The organism is Mesorhizobium shangrilense, from assembly GCF_040537815.1.
Taxonomy (GTDB): Bacteria; Pseudomonadota; Alphaproteobacteria; order Rhizobiales; family Rhizobiaceae; genus Mesorhizobium; species Mesorhizobium shangrilense.
Genome location: NZ_JBEWSZ010000001.1, coordinates 4301275 through 4326998, shown reverse-complemented (window position 1 = coordinate 4326998; position 25724 = coordinate 4301275). Strand labels below are relative to the sequence as shown.

Annotated in this window: 23 protein-coding genes, 1 pseudogene and 1 riboswitch; of the genes and pseudogenes, 12 read left to right on the top strand and 12 right to left on the bottom strand. The window is 62.0% G+C overall.

Translation table 11 applies throughout. The features are described 5' to 3' along the window. Positions 1 to 233: 233 nt before the first annotated feature. Positions 234 to 857 carry a LysE family translocator gene (locus ABVQ20_RS20910; protein WP_354461372.1) on the bottom strand — a complete coding sequence of 208 codons (624 nt, stop codon included), beginning with the start codon at positions 855 to 857 and terminating at the stop codon, positions 234 to 236. Between the two features lie 455 nt (positions 858 to 1312). On the opposite strand from ABVQ20_RS20910, the gene ABVQ20_RS20905 reads away from it, so the two are divergent. From ABVQ20_RS20905 to ABVQ20_RS20875, 7 genes are all read left to right on the top strand, one after another. Further along, positions 1313 to 2086, top strand: a complete 774-nt coding sequence (locus ABVQ20_RS20905; RefSeq protein ID WP_354461371.1) for a L,D-transpeptidase — start codon at positions 1313 to 1315, stop codon at positions 2084 to 2086. A 165-nt stretch (positions 2087 to 2251) separates the two neighbouring features. Next, complete coding sequence (locus ABVQ20_RS20900; protein ID WP_354461370.1) at positions 2252 to 3418, top strand: diphosphate--fructose-6-phosphate 1-phosphotransferase; 1167 nt, start codon at positions 2252 to 2254, stop codon at positions 3416 to 3418. After that, the gene (locus tag ABVQ20_RS20895; protein WP_354461369.1) at positions 3418 to 4140 is read left to right on the top strand and encodes an MBL fold metallo-hydrolase; all 723 of its coding nucleotides are present in this window, start codon (positions 3418 to 3420) and stop codon (positions 4138 to 4140) included. The genes ABVQ20_RS20900 and ABVQ20_RS20895 overlap by 1 nt, the downstream gene beginning before the upstream one ends. A gap of 125 nt (positions 4141 to 4265) precedes the next feature. After that, a complete protein-coding gene (locus ABVQ20_RS20890) occupies positions 4266 to 5513 on the top strand; it encodes a TCR/Tet family MFS transporter (RefSeq protein ID WP_354461368.1) in 1248 nt (415 codons plus the stop codon). A 451-nt stretch (positions 5514 to 5964) separates the two neighbouring features. Next, positions 5965 to 7494: a DegQ family serine endoprotease gene (locus ABVQ20_RS20885; RefSeq protein ID WP_354461367.1), complete on the top strand. Its 1530-nt coding sequence runs from the start codon at positions 5965 to 5967 to the stop codon at positions 7492 to 7494. A gap of 153 nt (positions 7495 to 7647) precedes the next feature. Beyond that, the gene (locus tag ABVQ20_RS20880) at positions 7648 to 8256 is read left to right on the top strand and encodes a molybdopterin-dependent oxidoreductase (protein WP_354461366.1); all 609 of its coding nucleotides are present in this window, start codon (positions 7648 to 7650) and stop codon (positions 8254 to 8256) included. Beyond that, a complete protein-coding gene (locus tag ABVQ20_RS20875) occupies positions 8253 to 8999 on the top strand; it encodes an FAD-binding oxidoreductase (RefSeq protein ID WP_354461365.1) in 747 nt (248 codons plus the stop codon). The genes ABVQ20_RS20880 and ABVQ20_RS20875 overlap by 4 nt, the downstream gene beginning before the upstream one ends. Positions 9000 to 9477: 478 nt before the next feature. On the opposite strand, the pseudogene ABVQ20_RS20870 reads toward ABVQ20_RS20875, so the two are convergent. The 6 genes and pseudogenes from ABVQ20_RS20870 to ABVQ20_RS20845 form a co-directional block, all read right to left on the bottom strand. Beyond that, a pseudogene (locus tag ABVQ20_RS20870) lies at positions 9478 to 9570 on the bottom strand (glycosyltransferase); the annotation flags it as partial. Positions 9571 to 9657: 87 nt separating this feature from the next. Continuing rightward, a complete protein-coding gene (locus ABVQ20_RS20865; RefSeq protein ID WP_354461364.1) occupies positions 9658 to 10410 on the bottom strand; it encodes a glycosyltransferase family 2 protein in 753 nt (250 codons plus the stop codon). Further along, positions 10407 to 11456: a serine kinase gene (locus ABVQ20_RS20860; protein WP_354461363.1), complete on the bottom strand. Its 1050-nt coding sequence runs from the start codon at positions 11454 to 11456 to the stop codon at positions 10407 to 10409. The genes ABVQ20_RS20865 and ABVQ20_RS20860 overlap by 4 nt, the downstream gene beginning before the upstream one ends. 56 nt (positions 11457 to 11512) lie before the next feature. Next, entirely contained in the window at positions 11513 to 11929 is a 417-nt protein-coding gene (locus tag ABVQ20_RS20855) for a PqqD family protein (RefSeq protein ID WP_354461362.1), read from the bottom strand. Positions 11930 to 12086: 157 nt separating this feature from the next. Continuing rightward, complete coding sequence (locus ABVQ20_RS20850; protein ID WP_354462239.1) at positions 12087 to 13184, bottom strand: FAD-binding oxidoreductase; 1098 nt, start codon at positions 13182 to 13184, stop codon at positions 12087 to 12089. Positions 13185 to 13262: 78 nt separating this feature from the next. Then, positions 13263 to 14510 (bottom strand): aromatic ring-hydroxylating oxygenase subunit alpha, encoded by a 1248-nt coding sequence (locus ABVQ20_RS20845; protein ID WP_354461361.1) that lies wholly within the window; start codon positions 14508 to 14510, stop codon positions 13263 to 13265. A 193-nt stretch (positions 14511 to 14703) separates the two neighbouring features. Next, a riboswitch (cobalamin riboswitch) is annotated at positions 14704 to 14905 on the bottom strand. A 514-nt stretch (positions 14906 to 15419) separates the two neighbouring features. On the opposite strand from ABVQ20_RS20845, the gene ABVQ20_RS20840 reads away from it, so the two are divergent. The 3 genes from ABVQ20_RS20840 to ABVQ20_RS20830 all read left to right on the top strand — a co-directional run bounded on the left by ABVQ20_RS20840 (position 15420) and on the right by ABVQ20_RS20830 (position 16212). Further along, positions 15420 to 15626, top strand: coding sequence for a DUF680 domain-containing protein (locus ABVQ20_RS20840; protein ID WP_354461360.1), 207 nt, complete (start codon positions 15420 to 15422; stop codon positions 15624 to 15626). A gap of 72 nt (positions 15627 to 15698) precedes the next feature. Next, positions 15699 to 15905, top strand: a complete 207-nt coding sequence (locus tag ABVQ20_RS20835; protein WP_354461359.1) for a DUF680 domain-containing protein — start codon at positions 15699 to 15701, stop codon at positions 15903 to 15905. Between the two features lie 67 nt (positions 15906 to 15972). Continuing rightward, entirely contained in the window at positions 15973 to 16212 is a 240-nt protein-coding gene (locus ABVQ20_RS20830) for a DUF680 domain-containing protein (protein ID WP_354461358.1), read from the top strand. Positions 16213 to 16295: 83 nt separating this feature from the next. Here the strand turns inward: ABVQ20_RS20830 and ABVQ20_RS20825 are convergent, their stop codons facing one another. From ABVQ20_RS20825 to ABVQ20_RS20805, 5 genes are all read right to left on the bottom strand, one after another. Beyond that, the gene (locus tag ABVQ20_RS20825; RefSeq protein WP_354461357.1) at positions 16296 to 17408 is read right to left on the bottom strand and encodes an ABC transporter ATP-binding protein; all 1113 of its coding nucleotides are present in this window, start codon (positions 17406 to 17408) and stop codon (positions 16296 to 16298) included. A 30-nt stretch (positions 17409 to 17438) separates the two neighbouring features. Next, entirely contained in the window at positions 17439 to 19103 is a 1665-nt protein-coding gene (gene bglA / locus ABVQ20_RS20820) for a beta-galactosidase BglA (protein WP_354461356.1), read from the bottom strand. A gap of 4 nt (positions 19104 to 19107) precedes the next feature. Then, positions 19108 to 20262, bottom strand: a complete 1155-nt coding sequence (locus ABVQ20_RS20815; RefSeq protein WP_354461355.1) for a carbohydrate ABC transporter permease — start codon at positions 20260 to 20262, stop codon at positions 19108 to 19110. 1 nt (position 20263) lies between these two features. Then, positions 20264 to 21277 (bottom strand): carbohydrate ABC transporter permease, encoded by a 1014-nt coding sequence (locus ABVQ20_RS20810; RefSeq protein ID WP_354461354.1) that lies wholly within the window; start codon positions 21275 to 21277, stop codon positions 20264 to 20266. A 224-nt stretch (positions 21278 to 21501) separates the two neighbouring features. Beyond that, positions 21502 to 22857: an ABC transporter substrate-binding protein gene (locus tag ABVQ20_RS20805; RefSeq protein WP_354461353.1), complete on the bottom strand. Its 1356-nt coding sequence runs from the start codon at positions 22855 to 22857 to the stop codon at positions 21502 to 21504. A 360-nt stretch (positions 22858 to 23217) separates the two neighbouring features. Here ABVQ20_RS20805 and ABVQ20_RS20800 point away from each other — a divergent pair, with 360 nt between their 5' ends. Both ABVQ20_RS20800 and ABVQ20_RS20795 read left to right on the top strand, forming a co-directional pair. Continuing rightward, on the top strand, positions 23218 to 24240 hold the full coding sequence (locus tag ABVQ20_RS20800) for a substrate-binding domain-containing protein (protein ID WP_354461352.1): 1023 nt from the start codon (positions 23218 to 23220) through the stop codon (positions 24238 to 24240). Between the two features lie 108 nt (positions 24241 to 24348). Further along, positions 24349 to 25659, top strand: coding sequence for a protein kinase domain-containing protein (locus ABVQ20_RS20795; RefSeq protein ID WP_354461351.1), 1311 nt, complete (start codon positions 24349 to 24351; stop codon positions 25657 to 25659). The last annotated feature ends 65 nt before the right edge of the window (positions 25660 to 25724 follow it).

Below are 25724 nucleotides of genomic sequence, written 5' to 3'. Positions count from 1 at the left end.
ATGGCAGTTTTCGCGATGACACCCAAGGTTGGTGCCGCCCCTCATCGCCCTGCCGGGCACTCCTCCCCGTATAGTGACAGGGAGAAGGGGACTGGCCGCAACCTCGGCACGACTTCTGCAACGTTGGTGATTGGCGAAATCGTAGACGACAGCGTCCCTCTCCCCGTCACTATACGGGGAGAGGGTGCCGGCAGGCAGGTGAGGGGCAGCCCCCACGTTTCATAAACCTAACCTCAATTCCCCGAACGCATCGCCACCGTGGCGATGCCGGCGCCGACCAGCAGCGAGCCGCCGGTGCGGTTGAAGATGCGGATCGCCTTGGGGTTGCGCACGACATTGCGGGCGCGCGCCGCGACCAGCGCGTAGCCGAAGGCATTGGCGAAGGCGAGCGCCAGGAAGGTCGTCTCGAAGATCGCCATCTGCGTCCAGAAATTGGCGTGCCGGTCGAGGAATTGCGGCAGGAAGGCGACGAAGAAGGTGATGCTCTTGGGGTTGAGCGCCGTCACCAGCCAGGCATGCGCCATCATCTTCGCGGAGGATACCGCATCGGTGCGCGGTTCGGCCTTGAGCGTGCCACCGGCACGAAACAGTTTTATGCCGAGATAGATCAGATAGCCGGCGCCGATCAGCTTCAGCACCGTGAACACGGTGGCCGAGGCGGCCAGCAACGCACCGATGCCCAGCATCGACAATGTCATCGCGGTGAAGTCGCCGAGCGCCACGCCGACAGCCATTGGCAGCGCGGTGCGCCAGCCCTGGCCCAACGCATAGGACACCACCAGCAGAATGGTCGGGCCTGGAATGATGAGAAGGATCGTCGACGCGGCGGCGAAAGCGGCCCAGTTTTCGAAGGACATGTCTGTCTCCCTAGGGTTAAAGAAAAGGATAAATCCTCGGGCCCGGGAGAATGTAAAGAGGCGAAAGTATTAATTTCGCCAAGGCGAGGTCGGCGTCAGTTCACGCCGCTGATCGCGCCCACCATATCGGCCAGGCTGACATTGGCACCGAGAACCACGGCGGCGGCGATGATGGCAGCCGCAAAAAGCTTGATGTCTGTCATTAACGTCTTGCACATGATTTCCCCTCGATCGCGGTCCGAGGGGTAGGGCTTGCCCGCGCCGGGATTATGACCTGACGGAGGTCATTTTGTGCGGGATGAGTCGTTCGACGGGCGGATTGCTCGGTCAGAGCCCATGCTCATCCGCGCGAATGCAGGAAACGCAAGGCCTTCACCCTTTATCAACCATGATTGTTGAAAATGCCCGATATCCGGCCGGACCGTGCTTCCCGCCGATAGCGTAGGGTTTGGTATATGCGTGAGTTGCCGCAAGGTCTGACGCCGCCGCGAAACGGCGACGCAATCGAAACCGAAAATCGCCTTTCCCGCCGCGCCGTCCTGTCCGGGGCCGGTGCATTCGCCCTGCTCGGCGTCGCCGGCTGCTCGACTTCGGGCGGAGGCGGTGGTCTGTCAGCGCTGCAGCTAGACGACACCGTCACCGGTTCCGTGCGGCCCATGCGCCCGAGCATCAGCGTCGACAAGCACGTCACCAGCCCCGACCTCATGTATGCCGCCATGACCGATGGCGGCTTCAACGTGCCCGAGGTGCCCTATCTCAAGGTCAAGCCGGAGTTCCGCCGCCAGATCGTCGTCGATCCGACCGGCGAGCAGCCCGGCACCATCGTCGTCCATCTTCAGGAGCGCATGCTTTATCTGGTGCAGCCCGGCGGTGACGCGATCCGCTACGGCGTCGGCATCGGCAAGGACGGCTTCCGCTGGTCCGGCCGCGCCAACATCCAGTACGGCAGGGAATGGCCGACCTGGACGCCGCCGCCGGAAATGATCGCACGCAAGCCGGAACTGGTGAAGTGGCAGGGCGGCCAGCCCGGGGGCCTGACCAATCCGCTCGGCGCGCGTGCGCTCTACATCTACCAGAACGGCAAGGACACGGGTTATCGCATCCACGGTTCGCCCGAATGGTGGAGCATCGGCCAGGCCATGTCGTCAGGCTGCGTGCGCCTGATCAACCAGGACATCATCGACCTCTACAGCCGCGTGTCCAAGAAGAACCCGGTCGTCGTCATGTGACCTGCTGGCCGCCGCGTGCGGCGGCCCTATCTTTTTGTTTGAGCATGAACTTTTTCGCGAAAACCGGTTCCGGGTTTTCGCGATCATGCTCTCGTTTCTCCCGTTGCGCGATGGCGCAAGACAGGCGAATGTGGCGGGAAACCCACCGCCCGGGAGGCCTGAACAATGTCCGGAACTTTTGTCATCGCGCAAGGCGGCGGCCCGACCGCCGTCATCAACCAGACCGTGGTGGGGGCGGCACTGGAGGTGCGCAAGCGGCATCCCGGCGCCAAGGTTCTGGGATCCCTGCACGGTGTGCGCGGCATCCGTGACGGCAACTATGTCGATCTCTCCGCCGTCCCCGAGGATCGCCTGCGGTTGATCGCCGGGACGCCGAGCGCAGCCCTCGGCTCGACGCGCGACAAGCCGGACGCCGCCTATTGCGAACTCGTCCTCGCCGGCCTCAAGAAGGTCGGCGCCGACGCCTTCATCTATATCGGCGGCAACGACACGTCGGGCACGCAGCAGATCCTGACCGACGCCGCCGGCGGCAAGATCGCCTTCGTCCATGCGCCCAAGACCATCGACAACGATCTCGAGGAAAACGACCATACGCCGGGCTTCATGTCGGCGGCCGAATTCGTCGCCGGCGCCTTCCTGTCCGTCGATCTCGATTTCCGCGCTCTGCCGGGCATCTATGTCGGCATCGTCATGGGCCGCCACGCCGGCTTCCTGACGGCGGCCGCCGCCGCATGGCAGCTCGACCGCGACAGCGGCCCGCATCTGATCTACGTGCCGGAGCGTCCGTTTTCTCCCTCCGGCTTCATCGACGATGTCCGCGCCACGATGGACCGTCACAAGCGTTGCATCGTCGCCGTCTCGGAAGGCGTCAGCACCGCCGATGGCAAGGCACTTGTCGAGAGCCTGGTGCCGCCTGAGAAGCTGGAACGCGACCAGCACGGCAATTTGAAACTGTCGGGCAGCGATCTGCCGGCCGCACTGGAGCGTGCGCTGGCCGAGGGCCTGCCGGGCAAGCGCGCACGCGTCGATGCGCTCGGCTACATGCCGCGCGGCAATGTCGGCGCCATCGGTGCTGTCGACGCGCAGGAAGCCTTCGATGCCGGCGCCTTTGCCATCACCGTCGCGGAACAGGGCGGCGGCTCGGTGGCGCTGCAATATGACGGCACGAAAACGGTGTTGAAGAAAGTGCCGCTCGAGAATGTAGCCGGCAAGACACGTCACATGCCCGATGATTTCATGAAGCCGGACGTCCATCAGCTGTCCGATACCGGCAGGGCCTATTTCAAGCGGCTGGTGCCTGAAAAATACAAGGTCGGAAAGCCGTTCGTCTGATGGACTGGTTCAGCAAGAGCAGCGTCGACGACAGGACGACGATGCTGACCGAGCCATTCGTGCATGAATACGTGCGCGCCAATATCTGGCATCTGCGCGGCCGCGACGTCGACCTGCTGGTCGACACCGGCATGGGCATCTGCCCGCTGGCACCCGAGATCGAGACGCCAGCAGGCAAGCCGCTGCTGGTCGTCGCCACCCACATCCATCTCGACCATGTCGGCTCGCTGCATGAATTCCCGCTGCGCGCCGGACCACGGCAAAGCGCTGGTCAATTCGACAGCATGGATGATGCCGTGACCTATGCCTACATGTTCCATGATCTCGAAGGTGCCGTCTCGAAACTGCCGGCGCCGGGCTGGAAGGCAGCCGACTATGTGATTCCGCCCGCGCCGCTGACGCGCATCCTCGACGAAGGCGACGTGATCGATCTCGGCGACCGGCAATTCCGCGTGCTGCATCTGCCCGGTCATTCCCCGGATTCGATCGCTCTGTTCGACGAGGCCGACGGGCTGTTCTTCAGCGGTGACGCCATCTACGACGACACGCTGATCGACAGCTTGCCGGATTCCGACCGGGCCGCCTATCGCCGCACGATGCAGCGGCTGCTCGACCTGCCGATCCGCATCGGCCATGGCGGCCACGGCCCAAGCTTCGACGGCAAACGAATGCGCGAGATCGCGGCCAGCTATTTGCGCAAAACCGGCGAGGACGACGCCTAGCGGCAGAACCGCTCCCCGGCATGGCTGCCACTGCGATGTCAGGAGTGGTCGGCAGAATGGCCGGCGCATGGTGGCCATGGGCGTTTGACATCTGTATAAGCGCCGCTCCCGAAAAGAGCCTTGCCATGTCCATTGTATCCGGTTCCAAACGCCAGGCGGCCATCGCCTTCATCTTCGTCACCGCGGTGCTCGACATCGTGGCGATGGGCATCATCATCCCGGTGCTGCCGTCGCTGATCGAGGAGTTCGCCGGCTCGAATGCCAATGCCGGCTGGATCAACGGGGTGTTCGTGGCGCTGTGGGCCGGCATGCAGTTCGTCGCCTCGCCGGTCATCGGCTCGCTGTCCGACAAATATGGCAGGCGGCCGGTGATCTTGTTGTCGACCATCGGCCTTTCGGCCGACTATGTGTTGATGGCGCTGGCGCCGAACCTTTGGTGGCTGGCGCTCGGCCGCATCGTTGCCGGCATCACCTCTTCCAGCTTCACCACGGTGTTCGCCTACATGGCTGACATCACGCCGCCGGAAGGACGTGCCAAGGCCTATGGCATGATCGGCGCGGCCTTCAGCGCCGGTTTCGTCGCGGGGCCGCTGCTTGGTGGCTTTCTCGGCGAAATCTCGCCGCGCGCGCCGTTCTGGGTCGCCGCCGGCATGAGCGGCCTCGCTTTCCTCTATGGATTACTCGTCCTGCCGGAATCGCTGGCGCCCGAAAAGCGCATGGCGTTTTCTTGGCGCCGCGCCAATCCGTTCGGCGCCATGGTGCTGCTGCGCTCGCATCCGGAGCTTTCGGGCCTCGCCGCTGTCACCTTCCTTCTGCACTTTGCCCATCACGTCTTTTCGGCGGTGTTCGTTCTCTACGCCGCCTATCGTTACAACTGGCATGCCTGGGAAGTCGGCGTCTTGCTGGCCATGGTCGGCGTGCTCGACATGATCGTGCAGGGGCTGCTGGTGAGCCGGGTGGTCAAGCGCTTCGGCGATCGCGCCACCATGGTCTTCGGCCTGTTCGGCGGCGCCATCGGCATTGCGCTGATGGGTCTGGCGCCGACGGGCCTCATGTTCACGCTTGCCATGCTGCCGAACGCGCTGTGGGGCCTCGCCATGCCAACCCTGCAGTCGCTGATGACGCAGCATGTTTCCGAATCCGAGCAAGGCCAGTTGCAGGGTGCCACGATGAGCGTGGCAAGCATCGCTGGCGTTGCCTCACCGCTGTTCTTCGGCGCGGTCTATGCCTTTTCCATCAGTGAGGATTCGCCGCTGCCCTATCCCGGCCTGTCCTTCCTGATCGCGTCGCTGGTGCTGCTTTCAGCGGCGCTGCTCGGCTGGTCGGTTGCGCGCACCGCCAATAGGGCCGAGGCGCAGGAACAGGCATCGTAGCTGCAGGTTTTGTTTTCGTCTGGAAGGCTCCGGTGTTCTGGCTATGTCGACGGTTGCGTTGCTGTAGATCTCGTGTATCGCAAAGTTGTGGCTGGCGATTAAGAAAATATAATTTTCAGACCAATCAAATTCGTCTGGTGCAGCGTGAACATCGACTGCGATTTTGTCCCGTTGCCCTGCGCTGGCGTTCAAGCGTCGATCAGTTAAACGTGAACTTCAGCTTTTCGGGATGAACAGGAGCCCGGTTGCGGTCCACCAGAAAAGAATTAAATCTTTGTAACATGGCTTGAAGGCCTAATTCTCGCCCACCCGCGCACTAGATTCAAATTCGTCGACCCCATCGGTTGCCGCGAAAAGCGAGACCGGCAACCCCGAGCGTCGACAGCCGAATGGGCGATTCCGGAAGGGATATGCCACGGCGCCCAACCCGTTTCTCGCTCGGACAACGACCATGTCATCTCTTAACATTCTACGCAGACATCGCGTCGCCGCATTGTTGGGCGCCGCGCTGATCGTAAGCCCCTTGGCTGTCTCGGCTCTCAGGGCCACCAATCATGCCCAGGCCGCGACAATGACACCTGTCGCCGGCGTGGCGGCTCCCAACGGCTCGTTCGCGCCCATCGTGGCGACCGATAAGCCGGCGGTGGTGACGGTCACCGCCCTCATGAAGGCTCAGCCTTCCGACACGAGCGACGACACGCCGTCCAACGGCAACCCGTTTGACCAATATTTCCACCAGTTCTTTGGTGATCAAGGGCGCCGGTCGCCCAAAACGCCGCCGCAGGAGCAGGCGCAGCGCGCCGAGGCCCTCGGTTCGGGCTTCATCGTTGCCGCTGACGGCACCATTGTCACCAACAACCACGTCGTCGACGGCGCGGTATCGATCAAGGTCACGCTCGACGACGGCACCGAGCTCCCCGCCACACTGGTCGGTCGCGATGCCAAGAATGACCTCGCGGTCCTCAAGATCAAGGCCGACAAGCCTCTGCCAACCGTCAAATGGGGTGATTCCGACAAGCTGATGACGGGCGACCAGGTGCTCGCCATCGGCAATCCTTTCGGCATCGGCACCACCGTCACCGCCGGCATCGTTTCGGCGCGTGGCCGCGATCTGCACAGCGGCCCGTTTGACGACTTCATCCAGATCGACGCGCCGATCAATCACGGCAATTCCGGTGGTCCGCTGGTGGATGTGAACGGCGATGTCGTCGGCGTCAACACGGCGATCTATTCGCCGAATGGCGGCAGCGTCGGTGTCGGCTTCGCCATCCCGTCCGACCAGGCGCAGAAGGTGGTCGCCAAGCTGATGAAGGACGGCTCGATCCAGTATGGCTACCTGGGTGTCCAGATTCAGCCTGTGACACCCGACGTGGCCAGTGCGATCGGGCTCGATCATTCCAGCGGCGCCCTGGTTTCCCAGGTCAATGACGGCTCGCCTGCCGCCAAGGCCGGCGTGGAGACTGGTGACGTCATCACCAGCTTTGCCGGTCAGGAGATAAAGGACCCCAAGGACCTGTCGCGTGCCGTGGCTGACGTCTCGCCCGGTGCCAAGGAAACGCTCGACATCTGGCGCAACGGCAAGGACATGGCGATTTCCGTCGATGTCGGCAGCAACGGAGATGACGTCAAGACCGCTTCGCTGGACGATTCCGGCACGCCATCGGTCGAGCAGGGGCTTCGGTCTCCCGCCATCGGCCTTGGCTTAATGGACATCACACCCGACATCCGCCAGGCGATGAACCTCCCGGTCAATCAACACGGCGCCATCGTCGCGGCCGTCAATCCCGACAAGACCGCATCGGCCGCGGGCATCCAGACCGGCGACATCATCATCGCCGTCAATCAGGCCCCGGTGAAGACCGCCCGGCAAGTGACCCAGGCGATCGCGCAGGCCGGCAAATCCGGCAAGAAGTCGGTGCTGTTGCTGGTGGAGCGTGGCGGCGCGCAGATATTCGTCGCGGTGCCTTTCGCCAATGGCTGATGCCAGGCGCTGATGCAACCCGGACCGGGGCAAGCCTGCCAATCCCTTGGCAGGCTTGCCCCGGTCCGGGCCGACGAATCTTGTTGCCTGCCATCGCATCTTCGAGAACACTGCCGAAGGCCGTAGGACGGCCGAAGCAAACGGAGTGTCTCGATGATCACCCGCGGCTTTTCCGGACGGCGGCCTCCCACCGGCAACGATGGGCGCATCCCGCCCGGACAGTATCTCGAACAGGGCTTTCCGGTCCTGTCGGCCGGGCCAACGCCGCGCGTGCGTACGCAGGACTGGTCGTTCACGCTGAAACACGGCCCCCGGCCGATCAAGAAATGGAACTGGGCGGAGTTCAATGCCTTGCCCCTGAGCAAGATGACGCGCGACATCCATTGCGTTACCGCCTGGACGAAGTTCGACACGCCGTGGCAGGGCGTGCTGGTCGACGACATTCTGGGCGATGCCGGGATCGAGCCGCCAACCGCCTTCACGCTGGCACTTTCCTTCGACGGCTATTCCACCAATGTGCCGACAAAGGATCTCGTGGCCGGCAAGGCGATGGTGGCGTTGTTCTATGAAGGCAAGCCGATCACGCCAGACCATGGCGGACCCGCACGGCTGCTCGTTCCACATCTCTATTTCTGGAAATCGGCCAAATGGGTGAACGGGCTGCAGTTCACCCAACGCGATGAGCCGGGCTTCTGGGAATTGCGCGGGTACCACATTTACGGGGATCCCTGGCGCGAGCAGCGCTATACGAGCGACCCATGAGCGGCGAACTGGCCGCGCAATCGCCCTGGCAGACAGCCACCATCACCGGCATCCGCAAGCGCACGCCACGCGTCACCAGCTTCTTCATCCAGCCGTCGCGTCCCTTCACCTATCGCGCCGGGCAGCATGTCGATGTCAGGCTGACGGCGCCGGACGGCTATCAGGCGCGCCGTTCCTACTCCATTGCATCCGCGCCGGAAGCGGGCAAAGCCATCGAACTGGCCATTGAAAGACTGGACGATGGCGAGGTCTCGCCCTTCTTCCACGATGTCGCGGCGGTGGGCGACGAGATCGAATTGCGCGGACCGCTTGGCGGATATTTCGTCTGGTCCGACAGCGACGGCGGCCCGCTTCTGCTGGTCGGCGGCGGGTCCGGCGTTGTGCCGTTGGCGGCGATGATCCGTCATCGCGCCGCGCGCAAGTCGCCGGTGCCGGTCGCCCTGATGTTTTCCGCCCGTGTCTGGGACGAGGTCATATTTCGCGACGAGTTGATCCGTCTTGATGACCGCATGGATGGCTTTCAACTGGTGCTGACACTGACGCGCGAGGCAGCCCGGCGTCCGTCGGATTACTCGCGACGCATCGACGCCTCAATGGCGGTGCAATCCATGGCGCGGCTTCCCGAGCCGCCGAAACTGGCCTTCGTCTGCGGCTCGAACTCATTTGTGTCGACCGCCGCGCAGGCGCTGATCGACGCCGATGTTCCAGCCGATATCATCCGCACCGAGCGCTATGGCGTCTGACCCTGAAACTCGCCTTTGCCAATCAGGCGGGCGAGAACTTCGCCGACAGCAACTGAAAGGGCAGTGCGCCGTAGGCGGCGACGGTCGCCTCATCGTTCCATTCGCGAAACTGGCGGGCTGGCCTGGCCTCGAGCACGAACGCTTGCCGCGCGCCGTCCAGCGTGACCTTGCCGCGGAAATGCAGCACCCTCTCCTTGCCTGAGCGGCTTATGGCCATCGACCGCAGGCGGGCGACATGGCGGCTGGCGGCATTGATCTCCATTTCGATGCGCCGCCGTACCGGAGGAACGCCGATCCTGACGACGAGGTCCAGCATGACGTCTCCCGTCGTCTCCGGGTGGGGGACGGCTTGCGAAAATACGAACGGCGCCGGCGCTGCCGCCGCTGCATGCCTGATCGATCGGCCGCGCCAGACGATCTCGGGCGTGGATTGCCGCAGCCGGCCCTGTCGGCCATTCCGACCACGCTTGCCAGCGCGATCGGCGGCATCGCGCTGCCTCAGCAATGAGCGTAGCGCCGAGCCGACATATTTTTCGCGATTGTAGACCGGCATGATCACGCTGAGCTTCATCAGCCGTCTCGCATCAGGGGATTTGCCGTGATTGCCCCGTCCGCCCAAGCCACGGTCCCGGCATCAATCATCCCATCATCGACCATGTCACATGAAACGCCAACCGGCGGAATCCCTGAGGTCGAAGATACCCTCGACCATGCGCAGCGATGGATTCGCCTTGCGCCGGCTCATCGATTTGTGGATGGCGCGCAAATACTCGCGAAGCGGAACGTCCCGCGCCTTGGTCATGTTGCCGGGGTGGCGCCTGTAGTAGGTCGCCACGGTATCGGGCATGACGAACCTCGCGCCGCTTTCAAAGATTCGCAGCAAGTAGTCGGTGTCTTCGGCCTGGCTGAACGCCTCGTCGAAGCCACCGGTTCGATCGACCAGCTTCCGGGTGAATATCCCAGCGCTCAAGGAGAGCCCCCGGACGGTCAACGACCGGGTGTTGGCCGCCGGCTCCAGCGCCTCATCATCCATGCTGTCGACCAGCTTGATCAGCGAATAAGTCAGTTCAAGACTGGGATCGGCCTCGAAGCGGCCAAGGTCGGCCTTGAAGCGTCCGGCTGGCGAAATGTCGTCGGAGTCTAGAAACGATATGAACTCGGTTTGCGGAAGTAATTGCCTCAGCCCATGGTTGCGCGCCCTGGCGACACCCTTGTTGGTTTGCTGGAAGAGGCGGATGCATGGTGCCTCGTCCATCATCGCGCGCACCGCCTTGGCCGATCCGTCGGTCGAGCCGTCGTCGATGACGATGATGTCGAGGTCGGCGGCGTCGCGTTGCCTCAGCAGGGATCGCAGGGCAGGGACGACATAACGCTCGCGATTGTAGACCGGCATGATCACGCTGAGCTTCATGAATTGCCTCGCGCCAGGAATTCCGAAATCGTGCTTGCGATCTCCTCGGGCTGTGTCCCAAGAGACAACCGGTAGCACGGCAGAAGGCGCGTCAACTCGCTGAAAAAGCGGAAGCCGCTTTCCCGTTCGCCCGGCATCTGGGCAATGCCAGATGGCGCCAAGGCAATCATGGCATCCTTTCGCGATACCGGCATTATCGAGCTTGCCCCACCCCCGCCGATACTTGGCACCAACAATGCAACAATGTCCAGACGTGCAGGCGTTGTTTGCACCGCGATATTTTCCAGAAGAAACTGATGCTTCCCCTGCCAGTTTAGCGGGCCTTGTGACTTCAACCTGTGCTGCAACCCCAGTCGCCTGAAGCCTTTGGGATCCTGCTTGAGCGTAGCAAACAATGGATAGGCGGCCACGCCGCCGGCTATGTCCGCCAACACATAGTCGTCACCGACACTGTCCAGTCCATTGAGTAATCCGGCGACGACCGTTCCAGATTTCCCGGACCCGCCCGCGCCGGCGAGCAGAATGCCCCTGCCATCGATGCCCAGGGTTCCGGCGTGAGCCAGCCGCATGCCGCGCGCCGCATACTCCCAATGCAGGAAGGCTCGCAGTGGCGCCCCTGGCTCCCAAGGCGGAAAACTGTCGGCTGATCTCATCAACTGGGCGCCGACGCGCCGGCGCGGATCGTAGAACTGCCAGAAATCCAGATCGTAGAAATAGCTGCCGCGCAGCCCGGCATCGGCCAGTTTGCTGGCAAAGGACTGCGGCGTGAAATGCTCATGGCCCCACGCCGCGGGTTCAGGAACGGCGCCGATACCCGGGTGGCCGACGAAAATGCGGCATTCTTCTGATGGGATTTGGCTATCGGGAGCCCGGACAAAGGCGTGCTCGACGGCGTCCGCCAATGGGCCATGGCCCGCATGCACGGTAAGGTTCAGGCCCGGCAGCCGCACCGTGCTGGTGACGGGATAACTGTCGGCGTTGCTCACAGCCATATCGAGCACATGGCGGGCATAGTCCGTCAGGTTTTCGAGGGTGACACGCTGCATGGCCGGCCTATCCCCGTGCCGGCCATGCAGCGTGACGGTGCGCAAGGCATGGGTGCTCACGATGTATGCTTGACCGCCGGCCAGCCCTGAGGCTCTTCGACCTCATGGATCGGGTCGGCGAGATCGTCATGAACCTCGACCCTGATCGGTTCGCGGGTCTGGGCGAGATCGGCAAGACGGTCGGCGGAAACGGGCTGCGCCGGCGTGTCGGCCAGAGGTGCGAGCAGCCCGTATTCGAGCAACCGGGAAATGAAGCCTTCGAGCTCGGCCATGCTTATCGTTGCGCCACCGGCCGATTGGCCAGCCAGGGCTTGGGCGGAAACACCTGACGACAGAGCGTGCCAGATCCTGCTGCCGGAATCGGAGAAGCCAAAATACTTGCCGGTCGACAGATCGAGGACCACGGCCTCGCCGTCGAAAGACTCAAAGACGATATCCTTGCTTGCAACAGCGTAAACATCGCAATGACGCATTCGTCCTGGCCCCGCTCCGCGACGCCCGTCAGTCGCTGCCGACGGACGCGATCACTCCACCCCTCGACAAGGCCTGTAAACAGTCGGTTCCGCCTTGGCGAAACAAAGGCGCCGGCGCGGCGCCGACCATTTTGGGGTCAGTTTGGCCGCTGCCGGATCATGCCTCGATTTCAAGCGCCGACAGCGGCCTGGAGCAGCAGGCGAGAATGAAGCCGTCATCGACCTCGTGGTCGAGAATGCCGCCATTGTGGCTCATCTCGACGTCGCCTGCGACCTTCTTCACCTTGCAGGTTCCGCACAGGCCGAATTCGCAAGCGGCGGGAATCCGGACCCCTGAAGCGCGTGCCGTCTGCAACACTGTCTGGCCGGCGACACATTCGGCATCGACATCCGAAAGCGAGAAGCGGATCGGCACCATGACTTCCACGGCGGCTTCGATGCCTTCCGTGGGCGAAGCGAAGGGAGCCGGTATTTCCTCCACGACAGAAGCGGCGAAGCTCTCCTGATGGTAGTGGTCCATGTCGAAACCCGTGGCTTCCAGCATGCCGCGCACGGCGCGCATGAAAGGATCTGGACCGCAGCAGAAGATCTCGCGCTCGCGAAAGTCGGGCGCCAGCAGCGGCAGACGTATCGCGTCGATCCTGCCCATATGCCCGTACCAGCCTTCGCGGCTCGACCGTTCCTCGATCATGAAGCCGAGCGACAGGCCCGGCATATGGCCGCCAAGCAGCTCCAGCTCCTTGCGGAAGATGATCTCCTCCGGGCGCCGCGCGCAGTTGACGAAGCCGACGTCGGTCCATGGCGCGCAGTCGTTCAGCCAGCGCAGCATCGACATCATCGGCGTCACGCCGGAGCCGGCCGAAATGAACAGATACTTCGCGGCCGGGTGGCTATGCAGCGAAAAGTCGCCTGTCGGGCCATAGGCCTTGACGTGCGTGCCGGGCTTCAGATGGTCGAACATCCAGCGCGTGCCGATGCTGCCCGCCTGCGCCTTCACCGTCACCGCGATCGAGAATGGCCGCGACGGCGAGGACGACAGCGTATAGGTGCGCATCAGCGGGCCGTCGGCTGTCGGCAATTCCAGTGTCACGAACTGTCCTGGCTTGTAGCGGAACCAGGTCTGGTTGTCGGAGCGGAAGGTGAAGGTCTTAACGTCCGGCGCCTCGTCGCTGACGCCGATCACTTCCAGCACCTGAAGCCTGTCGTTCCAGGGCGTCATCTGGTCGAGATGACGATAGAGGCCAAGGTCAGTCATCGCGTTCATCCCTCAAGTCCTTCTTGCACTGCTCATGTCGTGATCCCAAAACCGCGGAGCACTTTTGGGCGACATGAGCTAGGCGACACTGCGCAGCGCCGGCCGGCCGCCTTCGGCAAGGCGCGGCCCGATGAAGTTCGCATACCACTCGACGAACTGGATCACGCCGCCTTCATGCAGCTCTGAATAAGGGCCGGGTTCATAGGCCGGCGACAGGATGCCGAAAGCATTCTCCTCGACGATACGGCGGTCCTGGTCGTTGGTCTCGGTCCAGACATGGGTGAGTTCGTCGAGCTTGTAGTCGACGCCCTCGACCGCATCCTTGTGCACCAGCCACTTCGTCGTCACCGCCGTTTCCGTGGCGCTGATCGGCAACACGCGGAAGGTCACCGCGTGGTCGCCGAGGATATGGTTCCACGTCGTCGGGTAGTGGTAGAGCAGCAGCGAACCGATCCGGTCGGTGGAAACACTGTCGGAAAGGTTCTTCTCCACGGCGCGCTTTCCCGTCATCGTGTAGCTGACGGCATCGCGCAGCAGCGGCGCGCGGGTGGCGCGGTACTGCCCGGCCGGATCGATGCGGAACCTGCTGGGCAAGCCCGCCGCCTCGCACTTCGCCCAATGCGCCAGCATTTCCGGATCGCTGTCGGCGCCCTGCACGCCGGTCACGGTCGGCGCCTCCGGGAACGTCTTGCACAGTTCCGGATGGTTGCCGGCGCAATGATAGCACTCGCGGTTGTTCTCCCAGACGAGCTTCCAGTTGCCCTTCTCGATGATCGTGCTCTCGAAGGCGACCTTTGCCTCGCGCAGCCGGTGCGGCAGAAGATAGGGTTCGATCATGGCGCGCATGGGCGCGAAATCGGCGGGTTCCTTGGCCAGGCAGATGAAGATGTAACCGCCGACGCTTTCGCAGGCGACCGGCTTCAGGCCGAACTGGCTCTTGTCGAAGCTGTCAGCCATCTGTCTTGCGAACAGAAGCCGGCCATCCAGCTCATAGGTCCATTGGTGATAGGGACAGACCAGTTTTGCCGCCGTGCCCTTGTCGGTGTTGCAGACGCGGCTGCCGCGATGGCGGCAGGAATTGTGGAAGGCGTTGATGTTGCCCTTCTGGTCGCGCACCAGGACAACCGGATAGTCGCCGATCTGGACGGTGATGAAGCTGCCGGGCTTCGGCAGTTCGCAATCATGGCCGATGAACAGCCAGTCGCGATACCAGATCAGCTCCATGTCGAGCTGGAAGTATTCCGGATCGGTATAGAAGGGCTGCTCGAGCGAGAAGCCGTCCCTTCGGCTGTGCAGCCGCTTAAGCATGTCGTTGCGCGCGTCCATGTCCTGTCCTCATGCTTTCGCATCGGCCCGAAATCGGACGATGCGCAATCCAAATCCCGAAGCGTATTTGCGCGGCCAACAGCGCACGACGCTCCAAAAACTGAACAGGAGGGGAAGAGAGGAAGGATTGGACGCAGGCCGGCAATGCGCCGGACATGCACGATCCACCTCTTGACCGCCCACCGCGATCAGTCGAGTTCAAAAATCTCGGGCTGGTTTCCGGGCTCTGGAGTGTCCATTTGGACGGTCGCAACACCTTCCCAGGCCTTGGCCCAGTGGTCTCCCGTTGCGACTTGAACTCCACCACCGTTGCGGGGGCAGCGCCGGATTTCGACCGGCTTCCCAATTCTCCGCTTCGTTTGTCTCGAAGCGGCACCTGAGATGCCATGATCTAATCACGATGGCGTTTGCGACATCGGCATGAAAGCGACATCGCATCCATGTAGCGCGACACGTATCCAAAACGTGCTGGCCCTGGATCGCAGGGCGGATCGCGGTCGGGAAGGTCACCCGTTGCGGGCCATAAGCGGCGGATTCGGCGCACCGGACTCGACCCCCAACGTGGTTAAAAACCGTTAACAGTATCAAAAAGTGACTATTAGCACTTTCTAAAATCGAACCGAACGGTTCGTTTCTGTTGACGGTGCGTGCAGCAGGGTGTGAACGCCGGCTCACGAACAGGGTCTGATGGGAGACCGTGGAATTCAAGTAACCGTTTGATCATAAACGATAAAATTAGAGGTGTAGAGACGTCTGGCACAATTTCAAGATGTGGATTCATGGTCCACGCGGAACAACTTCGTGATTGGAAATGGCCGGGTGGCTCACCCACATCGGGGCTGTCCGAACGACGCGAATTCCTTCCAAGACACGCCGCTAGACGGACGGAAAAATACTGGAGTACCAAAAATGAAAAAGATCATCATCACTGCCGCCGCCCTTCTGGCGATTTCCGGCAGCGCCTTCGCTGGCAGCGACAACTACGGTTCCAATGGCGCCAATCAGGCTGCCACTGCTGTCGACAGCTCGTACACGGCTTCCATCAAGAAGCCGGCTCCGGCTGCCCAGACGCCTGCCCCTCAGGGTGCTGACCATAACCTTTTCGGCAACAACTAACAGCCGATCCCTCGCAGACGGCGGGCACCGCCCGCCGCCCTCGCGGAATTCAGAAATTCAGGAGTACTTGAAATGAAGAAGATCATCCTCACCGCCGCCGCGCTTCTCGCGATTTCCGGCAGCGCTTTCGCCGGTAGCGACAACTACGGTTCGAACGGCGCCAACCAGCACGCTACCGCTGTCGACAGCTCGTACACGGCTTCGATCAAGAAGCCGGCACCGGCTACTCAGACGCCTGCCCATCAGGGTGCCGACCGTAACCTCTTTGGCAACAACTAACATTGCCGGCCAGAGGGATGGGCACGCCGATCCCTCCGGCCGAACTTGAAATTCAGGAGTACTAAAAATGAAAAAGATCATTCTTGCTGCCGCCGCCCTTCTGGCGATTTCCGGCAGCGCCTTCGCCGGTAGCGACAACTATGGTTCGAACGGCGTCAACCAGCCGGCTGTGACCAATGTCGACAAGGCCCCGACGGCGTCGATCGCCAACAGTGGCTCGCCGGTCTACAAGCTGCTCAATTCGTCGAATGATGCGCCGAAGTCCGCGCCTCAGGGTGCCGACCGTAACCTCTTCGGCAACAACTAACAGCTGAAATTGATATACAAAAAAGAGCGGCGGGCCTGGCCCGCCGCTCTTTTTTGCGTCGCTGGTTTTGGCGCTGGCCTGTCTCAGGCCGCCTTCGCCTCTGCCGCGTGCAGCGCGAATGAACGCCCGTCCGTGTCGAAGATATGGAGGTCCTCGGCGTTCGCGGTCAGCCGCAGCGTCGCCCCGCGCTTGACCTCGACATTGCCCGGCAATTTGGTCACCAGCGGCAGGTCGGCACGGCCGATATCGACATAGACCAGCTGCACCTCGCCGAGTTGCTCGACATAGTCGACCTTCCCCTCGAACAGATAATCCGTGCCGGTGGCGATCATCAGATTCTCGGGTCGTACACCGAAGCTCACCGAAGCTCCCTTGGCGGATGCCGGTGTCGTGATCGGCACGGTCGCCTTGCGCCCGCCGACATGGCTGACGACGGTGGGGCTTCCAGTCTTGTCGACGGTCGCCGGCAGGATGTTCATAGCCGGCGAACCAATGAACTGTGCAACGAACAGATTGCCGGGTTTCTTGTAGAGATCCATCGGCGTGCCGACCTGTTCGATATGGCCGTCCTTCAGCACCACGATGCGGTCAGCCAGCGTCATCGCCTCGACCTGGTCGTGGGTGACATAGATCATCGTCGTGTTCGGCATCGATTCCTTGAGCTTGGCGATCTCGATGCGGGTGGCGACGCGAAGCGCCGCGTCGAGGTTGGACAGCGGTTCGTCGAACAGGAACACCTTTGGATTGCGCACGATGGCGCGGCCGATGGCGACGCGCTGGCGCTGGCCGCCCGACATCGCCTTGGGCAGACGGTCGAGATATTTGGTCAGCTGCAGGATTTCGGCTGCCTGCTTCACCCGCCGGTCGATCTCCGCCTTGTTCTCTTTGCCGATCTTCATCGAGAACGCCATGTTGTCGTAGACGGTCATGTGCGGATAGAGGGCGTAGGACTGGAACACCATGGCGATGCCCCGCTTCGACGGCGGCACATCGTTCACCACTTCGCCGGCTATCTTGAGCTCACCGGAGGTGATTTCCTCCAGCCCGGCGATCGACCGTAGCAAGGTCGACTTGCCGCAGCCCGACGGGCCGACGAAGACGATGAACTCGCCCGACTTTATGTCGAGGTCGATGCCGTGGAGAATGTGCAAATTGCCGTATGATTTCTTCACTTGCCTTAGCGTGACATCGGCCATGATTTCCTCCCAGTGAATTCTTCTAGCGATTCAGTCGATACGCCCAAACCAGGCTCCGTAGCCGCCGAGCCGGATGGAGCCGGTCCCCGACTGCCCTGAAAATCCGTGTCCCGGCAAGGGTTGCAGCGAACCGCCGCCGAGATCGACTTCTGCCGGTTTGGCTCCGAGATTGAAGACGCAGGCGATCCGCTCATTGCCTTCGCGGCGCGTGAACGCAACTGTATCGCCCTCGCTTTCGATGAAATCAATATCGCCCTTGGCGAGCGCCGGGTGAGCGCGGCGGAAGGCGAGGAAGCGCCGGTAATGTTCGAGCAGCGAGCTGTCGTCATCCTGCTGCACGTCGACCGCCTGCGAAAGGTGCTTGCCGGGCACGGGCAGCCAGGGTTTTGCCGTCGAGAAGCCGCCATTGGCGGCGGCGGCGTCCCACACCATCGGCGTGCGGCAGCCGTCGCGGCCCTTGAACTCCGGCCAGAAGCGGATGCCGTAGGGATCCTGCAGATCTTCGAACTGCAAGTCGGCTTCGCCGAGCCCGAGTTCCTCGCCCTGGTAGATGCAGACCGAGCCGCGCAGGGACATCAGCAGCGCCGATATCACCTTGAGATAGGCGGTCGGATCGGCTTCGCCGACCGCCCAGCGCGTCGCTGGGCGCATCACGTCATGGTTGGAGAACGCCCAGCACGACCAGCCGTCGCTGGCGACCCTGCCGAAGGCTTCCAGCACCGAGCGCACCTTGGTGGCACTGATTTTCTCAGGCGCCAGGAAGTCGAACGAATAGCACATATGCACGCGCTTACCGCCGGCGGTGTAGGCGGCCACCACTTCCAGCCCGCGCTGCGAATCGCCGACCTCGCCGACAGCGGCGGTTGCCGGATATTCATCGAGCAGGGCGCGGAAGCGTTCGAGGAAACCGAGGTTCTCCGGACGGCTCTTGTCGTAGAGATGGTCCTGATAGTTGTAGGGATTGACCGACGGCGCGGTCTGGTCGTTGCGCTCTTCCGGCGGCAACGGCGGATTGTTTTCCAGGCCCTGGCTGTGGAAGTAGAAATTGATCGTGTCGAGGCGGAAACCGTCAACGCCGCGCTCCAGCCAGAAGCGGGTGACGTCGAGCAGCGCGTCCTGGACTTGGCGGTTGTGGAAGTTGAGGTCTGGCTGCTCGGCCAGGAAATTGTGCAGGTAATATTGCTGGCGGCTGGTGTCCCACTGCCAGGCCGAGCCGCCGAAGATCGACAGCCAGTTGTTGGGCGGCGTGCCGTCCGGCTTCGCGTCCGCCCAGACATACCAGTCGGCCTTCGGATTGTTGCGGCTGGCTCGGCTTTCCTTGAACCATGGATGGTTGTCGGCGGTGTGCGAGAGCACCTCGTCGATCATCACCTTCAGCCCCAGCCGGTGCGCTTCCGCTGTCAGCGCATCGAAGTCGGCCAGCGTGCCGAACATCGGGTCGACGTCGCAATAATCGGTGACGTCGTAGCCGAAATCCTTCATCGGCGACTTGAAGAAAGGCGAGATCCAGATCGCGTCCGCGCCCAGCGCCGCGATGTAGGGCAGCCTGGTGATGATGCCCTTGAGGTCGCCGATGCCGTCGCCGTTGGAGTCCTGATAGCTGCGCGGATAGATCTGGTAGATCACCGCGCCACGCCACCAGTCGCGATCGACGGCGGCATCGGGCTTTGCGGTAACCTTCAAAGCGGATTGCATTATCTCAACCTCCTTTCACCGAGCCGGCAAGCAGCCCGCGAACAAAATAGCGCTGTAGCGAGAAGAACACGATCAGCGGCACGATGATGGTGATGAACGCCGATGTCGTCAGGATCTCCCAATTGCCGCCACGCGAACCGAGCAGAGCGTTGAGCTTGGCGGTCAGCACGATCTGGTCCGGGGCGGTTCCGAGGAAAACCATTGCGACCAGCAGATCGTTCCATACCCACAGGAATTGGAAGATGGCGAAGGACGCCAGCACCGGGAACGACAGCGGCAGCACGATCTTGACGAAGATCTCGAAATCACTGGCGCCGTCGATGCGCGCCGATTCCATGATTTCGCGCGGCAGGCCGGCAATGTAGCTGCGCAGCAGGTAGATGGCGAAGGGCAGGCCAAAGCCCGTATGCGCCAGCCATATGCCGAGATAGGTTTTCGAGGGAACTCCGAAGAAGGTACCGACGCCGTTGTAGAGCTTTAGCAGCGGGATCAGCGACATCTGCAGCGGGACGACCAGCAGTCCGATGATGACCGCGATGAGCAGGGCACGGCCGGGAAACCGCATCCAGGCCAGCGCATAGGCGGCGAACGCGGCGATCAGGATCGGGATGACGGTCGCCGGAATGGTGACGGTCAGCGAGTTCATGAAGGAGCGGCCGATGCCTTCCGAAAACAGCACCGTCTTGTAATTGTCGGTGGTGAATTTCGGCGGCGCCGACGAGGCATAATAGACGCGCTGGCCACGGTCGCCTTCGAAGGCCTTGGGCGATTGCATGACGAAACTACCGTCGGCATTGAGCTGCAAGGTCACGCCATCGCCAAGGTCGGCGGTACTGCCGGCGGGGTACTGCGTCGGTGCGGCCGCCTTGGTGCCGAAGGCGCTGATGTTGCGCTTGGCGCCGTCGCCGAAGATGTTGCCCTGGAGGACGAACTTGCCGTCCTTCTGGACTTGCGTCGAGGCGGCGGGCAGGCGGCCCGCTTCCGTCTGGCTCGAACTGGAGAACGAGTTCCACCAGCCCGAGGCGATGATCTGGTCCTTGTCGCGCAGCGACGAGACGAGAATGCCGAGTGTCGGGATGGTCCAGATCACCACGAAGATCAGCACGGCAAAGTGGACACCGAAGCGGCTGGCAAAGGAGTTTCCGGTTGCGACGGCCATCTCAATGCCCTCCCGTCTCTTTGTTCGCCTGGCGGATGTTCCAGATCATGATGGGAATGACCGCGATCATGATGATGATGGCGATGGTCGCTCCGCGGCCGAAATCGCCACCGCCGCGGAACATCCAGTCGAACATCAGATTGGCCAGAACCTGGCTGTTCCATTGCCCATTGGTCATGGTCAGCACGATGTCGAAGACCTTGAGCACAAGGATGGTGATGGTGGTCCAGACCACGGCGATGGTGCCCCAGATCTGCGGCACCATGATCTTCCAGAAGATCTGGAACGGGTTGGCGCCGTCGATGACCGCGGCCTCCAGCGTTTCCTCGGGAATGCCGCGCAGGGCAGACGATAGGATGACCATGGCAAATCCGGTCTGGATCCAGATCAGGATGATCATCAGGAAGAAACTGTTCCAGAACGGCAGCGATATCCAGACCTGTGGCTGGCCGCCGAAATGCTGGATGATGGCGTTGAGGATGCCGATCTGCACCTGGCCCTCGCCGCGATACTCGTAGATGAATTTCCAGATCACGCTGGCGCCGACAAAGGAGATGGCCAGCGGCAGGAAGATGAGGCTCTTGGCGATCGTGCCCCACCAGATCTTGTCGGTGAGCACGGCGATGATCAGGCCAAGGAAGGTGCAGGCGGCAGGCACGACGGCCAGCCAGATGATGTTGTTGAGGATCGAGTTGCGGAAGTCGCGGTCGCCAAACGCCCATTGATAGTTGGCAAACCCGACGAAACTGGTGCCGCCACGGTCGAGGAACGACAGCCTCAGCGTCTCCACCACCGGGTAGATCAGGTAGATGGTCAGGATGATCATTGCCGGGCCGACGAACAGCCAGGGGCGGATCAGCCCTTGCCGGCGCAGATTGTCGATCGCGGCGGCGCCTGCCACGCCACGCGACGGGAATATCAGGTCGACCAGCTTGTTGGCGCCCCAGAAATAGGCGACGCAGCCGCCGACGCCGATGATGATGACGAATATGGCCGAGAAAATCTGACCCGCCATGGTATCCCTCCCCATGCGCGTGATCGGCGAAGGTGAGTGACCTTGGCGACGGAATCAGGCGCAGATTCAGTTTTTTCGAGAGCACTGCGGAGGCAATCAGGTTCCCCTTCTTGCGGACAGCGCTTCATGCCGGAAATGGTCTATGCGCTCATGAGGATCGCGAGCGGTGATGCTCGCCGGATCCGGGCCGACAGGTCCGGATCCAGGGCAATGGGCTGGACCGCTTACTTGATCGCGTCCCAGGCCTTCTGGATATCGGTCGCGACATCCTGGGCGGACTTGCCGCCGACCAGGTCGACCATGCCCGTCCAGAAGGCGCCAGCGCCGATCTTGCCGGGCATCAGGTCCGAGCCGTCGAAGCGGAAGGTTGTCGCATTCGCCAGGATTTCACCCTGCCGCTTGAGCGCGTCGCTGGCATAGGCATCCTTGTTGACCGCCTTGAAGGGCGTCACGAAGCTGCCCTGGGCCATCCAGAGTTCATGCGCCAGCGGCATCTTGAGGAATTCGATGAAGGCGCGCGCCGCCTTTGAATCCTTGGTGATCATGACCAAGGTGCCGGCGCCTTCCACTGGCGTGCCGAGTTCAGGCTTGGAGGCATAGGGCGGGTACAGGAAGAAATCGGCGTCCTGACCAAGCTTGGTGCCTTCGGGGAAGAAGCTTGGGATGAACGATGCCTGGTGATGCATGTAGCACTTCGGCGGCACCGTGAAGAGCCCCTTCGGGCTGTCGCGGAAATCAGTGGCCGCAACCGCCTTGGCACCGCCGTCGACCATCTTGTCGTCGGTCGCGATCTTGGCGAAGATGTCGATGGCGTTGACGACGGCGGGATCGGTGAACGGGATCTGGTTCGTCACCCACTTGTCATAGACCTCCGGCGCCTGCGTGCGCAGCATGATGTCTTCGACCCAGTCGGTCGCCGGCCAGCCGGTGGCGCCGCCCGAACCGAGGCCGATGCACCATGGCTTGCCGCCGTCAGCGATGATCTTCTGCTCTAGCGTGGCCAACTCTTCCTGGGACTTCGGCACCGTGTAGCCGGCTTCCTTGAAATTGTCCGGCGAATACCAGATCAGGCCCTTGACGTCGGCCTTGTAGGGCAACGCATAGAAGTCGGACTTTCCGTCCTTGCCCTTGTACGTGCCGAGCGCGGCCCAGGACTGGCCGGCGCCATAGTTCTCGGCGACCCATTTTCCTGTCGCATCGCCGAGCGGCGTCAGCAAGCCCTTGGAGGCCAGGTCCTGGATCAGGCCGGGCTGTGGCAGGACGGCGATGTTGGGCGGGCTGCCGGCCTGCGTATCGATGACGATCTGCTGCTCGTAATTTTCCGACGAGGAGTATTTGATCTCAACGCCGGTGGCTTCCTGGAAGTATTCAAGAACGTTGCGGACCAGGGCCTCGTCCTCGCCGCGCCATGGCCCGAAGATCGATAGGGTTTCGCCCTTGAGGTCGACCTTCTTGAGGTCTTCATAATTCGCCCAGTGAAAGCGGGGATCCTCGCCTGGCTTGAATTTCAGTTCGGCCTGCGCTGGCGCGTTCAAGGCGAGCGCGGCCAGCGCGACGCCAAGCAGAAGCACTTTCTTCATCGGTATTCCTCCCAGTGGTCATCAACACCGGACGGAACCTCCATTCCGCCCGCCGACGTCGCAGGAATGTGACTCAGTCAGAAAGGAACCGCAACCTTTCGAAGAGCATTCCAAAGCGCTTTGGCTTTGCTGATCTCGCCATTGAATCGATCGGAAGTCAAGAGGGATGCGAGCTAATCGATTTAGTCTCCGAGTTCAGAAGCCATAAAAGTGCGCTGCAGCATGCATTTATGGCAGTGCAATAGCAATTTTCCTTTCAAAGCGCCCCAAAGCCCGGCTATGGTCCCTGCGGTTGCTAGCGCCATCACGGCTGCGGCCCGGATTCAAAATTGAAAGCGCTTTGAGGCTTGGAGGCCTCCTGTGAATCTCAAGCAACTCTCGCACATGCTGGCGCTTTCGCAGACCACGGTCAGCCGTGCGCTGAACGGTTATCCCGAGGTCAATGAGGAAACCCGCCGGCGGGTTATGGATGCCGCCAAGCGCCATGGCTATCGCCCCAACCCGAGTGCACGGCGACTGGCCACCGGCAAGACCGGCATGATCGGCTATGTGCTGCCGACCGGTGCCTCCGTCGACATCGATCCGCACTTCGTCGAGTTCCTGTCCGGGCTCGGCGACTATGCCCGCTCGCATGAACTCGACCTCGTGCTGTCCCCGGCCGATGCCGACGACCAGGAAACGACCTATCGGCGCATTGTCGCCAACAAGCAGGTCGACGCCGTCTACATCTCGTCGCCGAGGCCCGCCGACCGCCGCGTCGCGCTGGTCAACGCGCTCGGCATTCCCTTCATCGTCCATGGCCGCAGCGAAGGCCTCGATTTCGAATACCCCTTCACCGATATCGACAATGAGGGCGCCTTCCACGAGGCAGCCAGGCTGCTTATCCAGCTTGGCCACCGCCGGCTGGCGCTGATCAATGGCGACGATCGCGAGACCTTCGCCATCCATCGCGAGCGCGGCGTGCGCCGCGCCCTGGCGGCGAGTGGGCTAATGCTGGGCGAGCGCCGAGTCTGCTCTGTCTCGATGACCGAGGAGAACGGCTATCGTGCCACCAGGCGGCTGCTCGAACAGCCGGATGCGCCGACGGCGATCGCCTGCTCCAGCCTGATCATGGCGCTGGGCGTCGTGCGCGCGGTGCGCGACCTTGGCCTCACCATCCCGGGAGACGTGTCGCTCATTGCCCATGACGACGTCTTCCCCTGGCTGAAACCGGAGAATTTCTCGGTTCCGCTGTCGACCACGCGCTCGTCGATCCGGCTGGCCGGCGCCCGCATCGCCGAGCGGCTGGCGGCGCGCATTTCCGGGCTGGAAGAAGGCGCGCGCGGCGAAGTCTGGCCTGTCGATCTGGTGGTGAGGGGATCGGTTGCCGGCGCGCCTGTGTAGTGAAGTAGGCGCACGACCTCCATATTGGTATAGGTATGAGCTTTCCCGAGCGGGCACTGGTCATCAAGCACAGTTCAAGGCGCTATTGGGGATTGTTAGGAGAGTTATGTGAGTCTGGAAGACTGGATCGTCACGGATGAGGGGAGGCGCATTGGGGGACAGGGGACCGTCGCAAAGGTGCGTCACCGGGTAGATGGGCACGCTGGTGCGCTCAAGCTCATGCACGAAACCAGACAAACTGAAAGGCGCTATCGGTTTCTCGCAGAAGTCAGCGGCCTTCGCGCTATGGCGGCGAATGGAGTTCCTGCCGTGTTGGAAGCGAATGAGCGAGGGTGGGAAAACCCTGATATCGAACTCTACCTAGTGATGGACCTCATTGACGGTCCGACAGTGCAAGAGTTGGTTCAAAAGTCGCCGCCAACGCTGGATCAGGCGCTTGCCGCCACTCGACGGATCCTCGCGATACTGGACGCTGGTCATCAACTTCCCCTTCTTCACCGCGACCTCAAGCCCGACAACGTGATATTGCGCCACGGAAAATGGGAAGACCCTGTTTTGGTAGATTTCGGCATCGCTTGGTATCGCGACCACCCTGATGTCGATTTCCGAACACCCGATGGCAGCGAACTTGGAAATCGATTCCTAAGACTTCCAGAGTTTGCTCCTGGCGGGGAGCACCATGACCTTCGTTCCGATGTAGCAATGGCCGCCGGTCTGCTGTTCTTCATGCTGTCCGGCCGGGCACCTCGCACCCCTGTCAACGCAGATGGCCGTCATCCTCATGAGGTCACACCTTCTCCTATACGACCTGCGGTATTGGAAGACTTGCGATGGCCTAAACTAAACCGACTGTTGCGAGTCGCGTTTCAACAAAGAATTGAGGCTCGTTTCCAAAGTGCTCAGGAGTTTTCGGCTCATTTGAATCAGCTGGATGGAGACAAAAGCGTGCCGATCGATGACCTAGACGCGGAGATAGCTCGATACATTGAGACAACCAGCTCCGCTGTTGCAAGGGAACGGTCCGAGGCGGCCCCGGCCATGGAGCAGGCGAGCCAAGCTCTCTACGTCGAATTGAATCGCATATGGACCGGTGTTGGTCTCCAGCAGGGCGGACAGAATCCTACGTTCAAAAATGGTGGCGCCACTAATGAATTCTACTGCGTGGTTTCCAGACAAGGGCAGGCCGATCCCGCGGTAGTTTTTCGACACATAATCGAGCTGCTTGATGGTCGCCTGCGCGCGAGTTGGTCCATCGATGGGGCCGGGTCAGGCCTAGAGTTCGATGGCTCCACTGCCGACGGCGAAGGCCTTCGGGAGGCGCTAGTGATGTCAGCCCGCAAATTGTCGAGCGGCGTCATACGAGAACTTACGCACAAGTTGACCCCACCTGCAGACCTTAGGCCGTTTTTCAAACAATAGAGCGAGTGGGAATGAGCGGCTTCTGGCAACGTGCTCGTTATGGCAGATGACCTGAAGGGCAACTT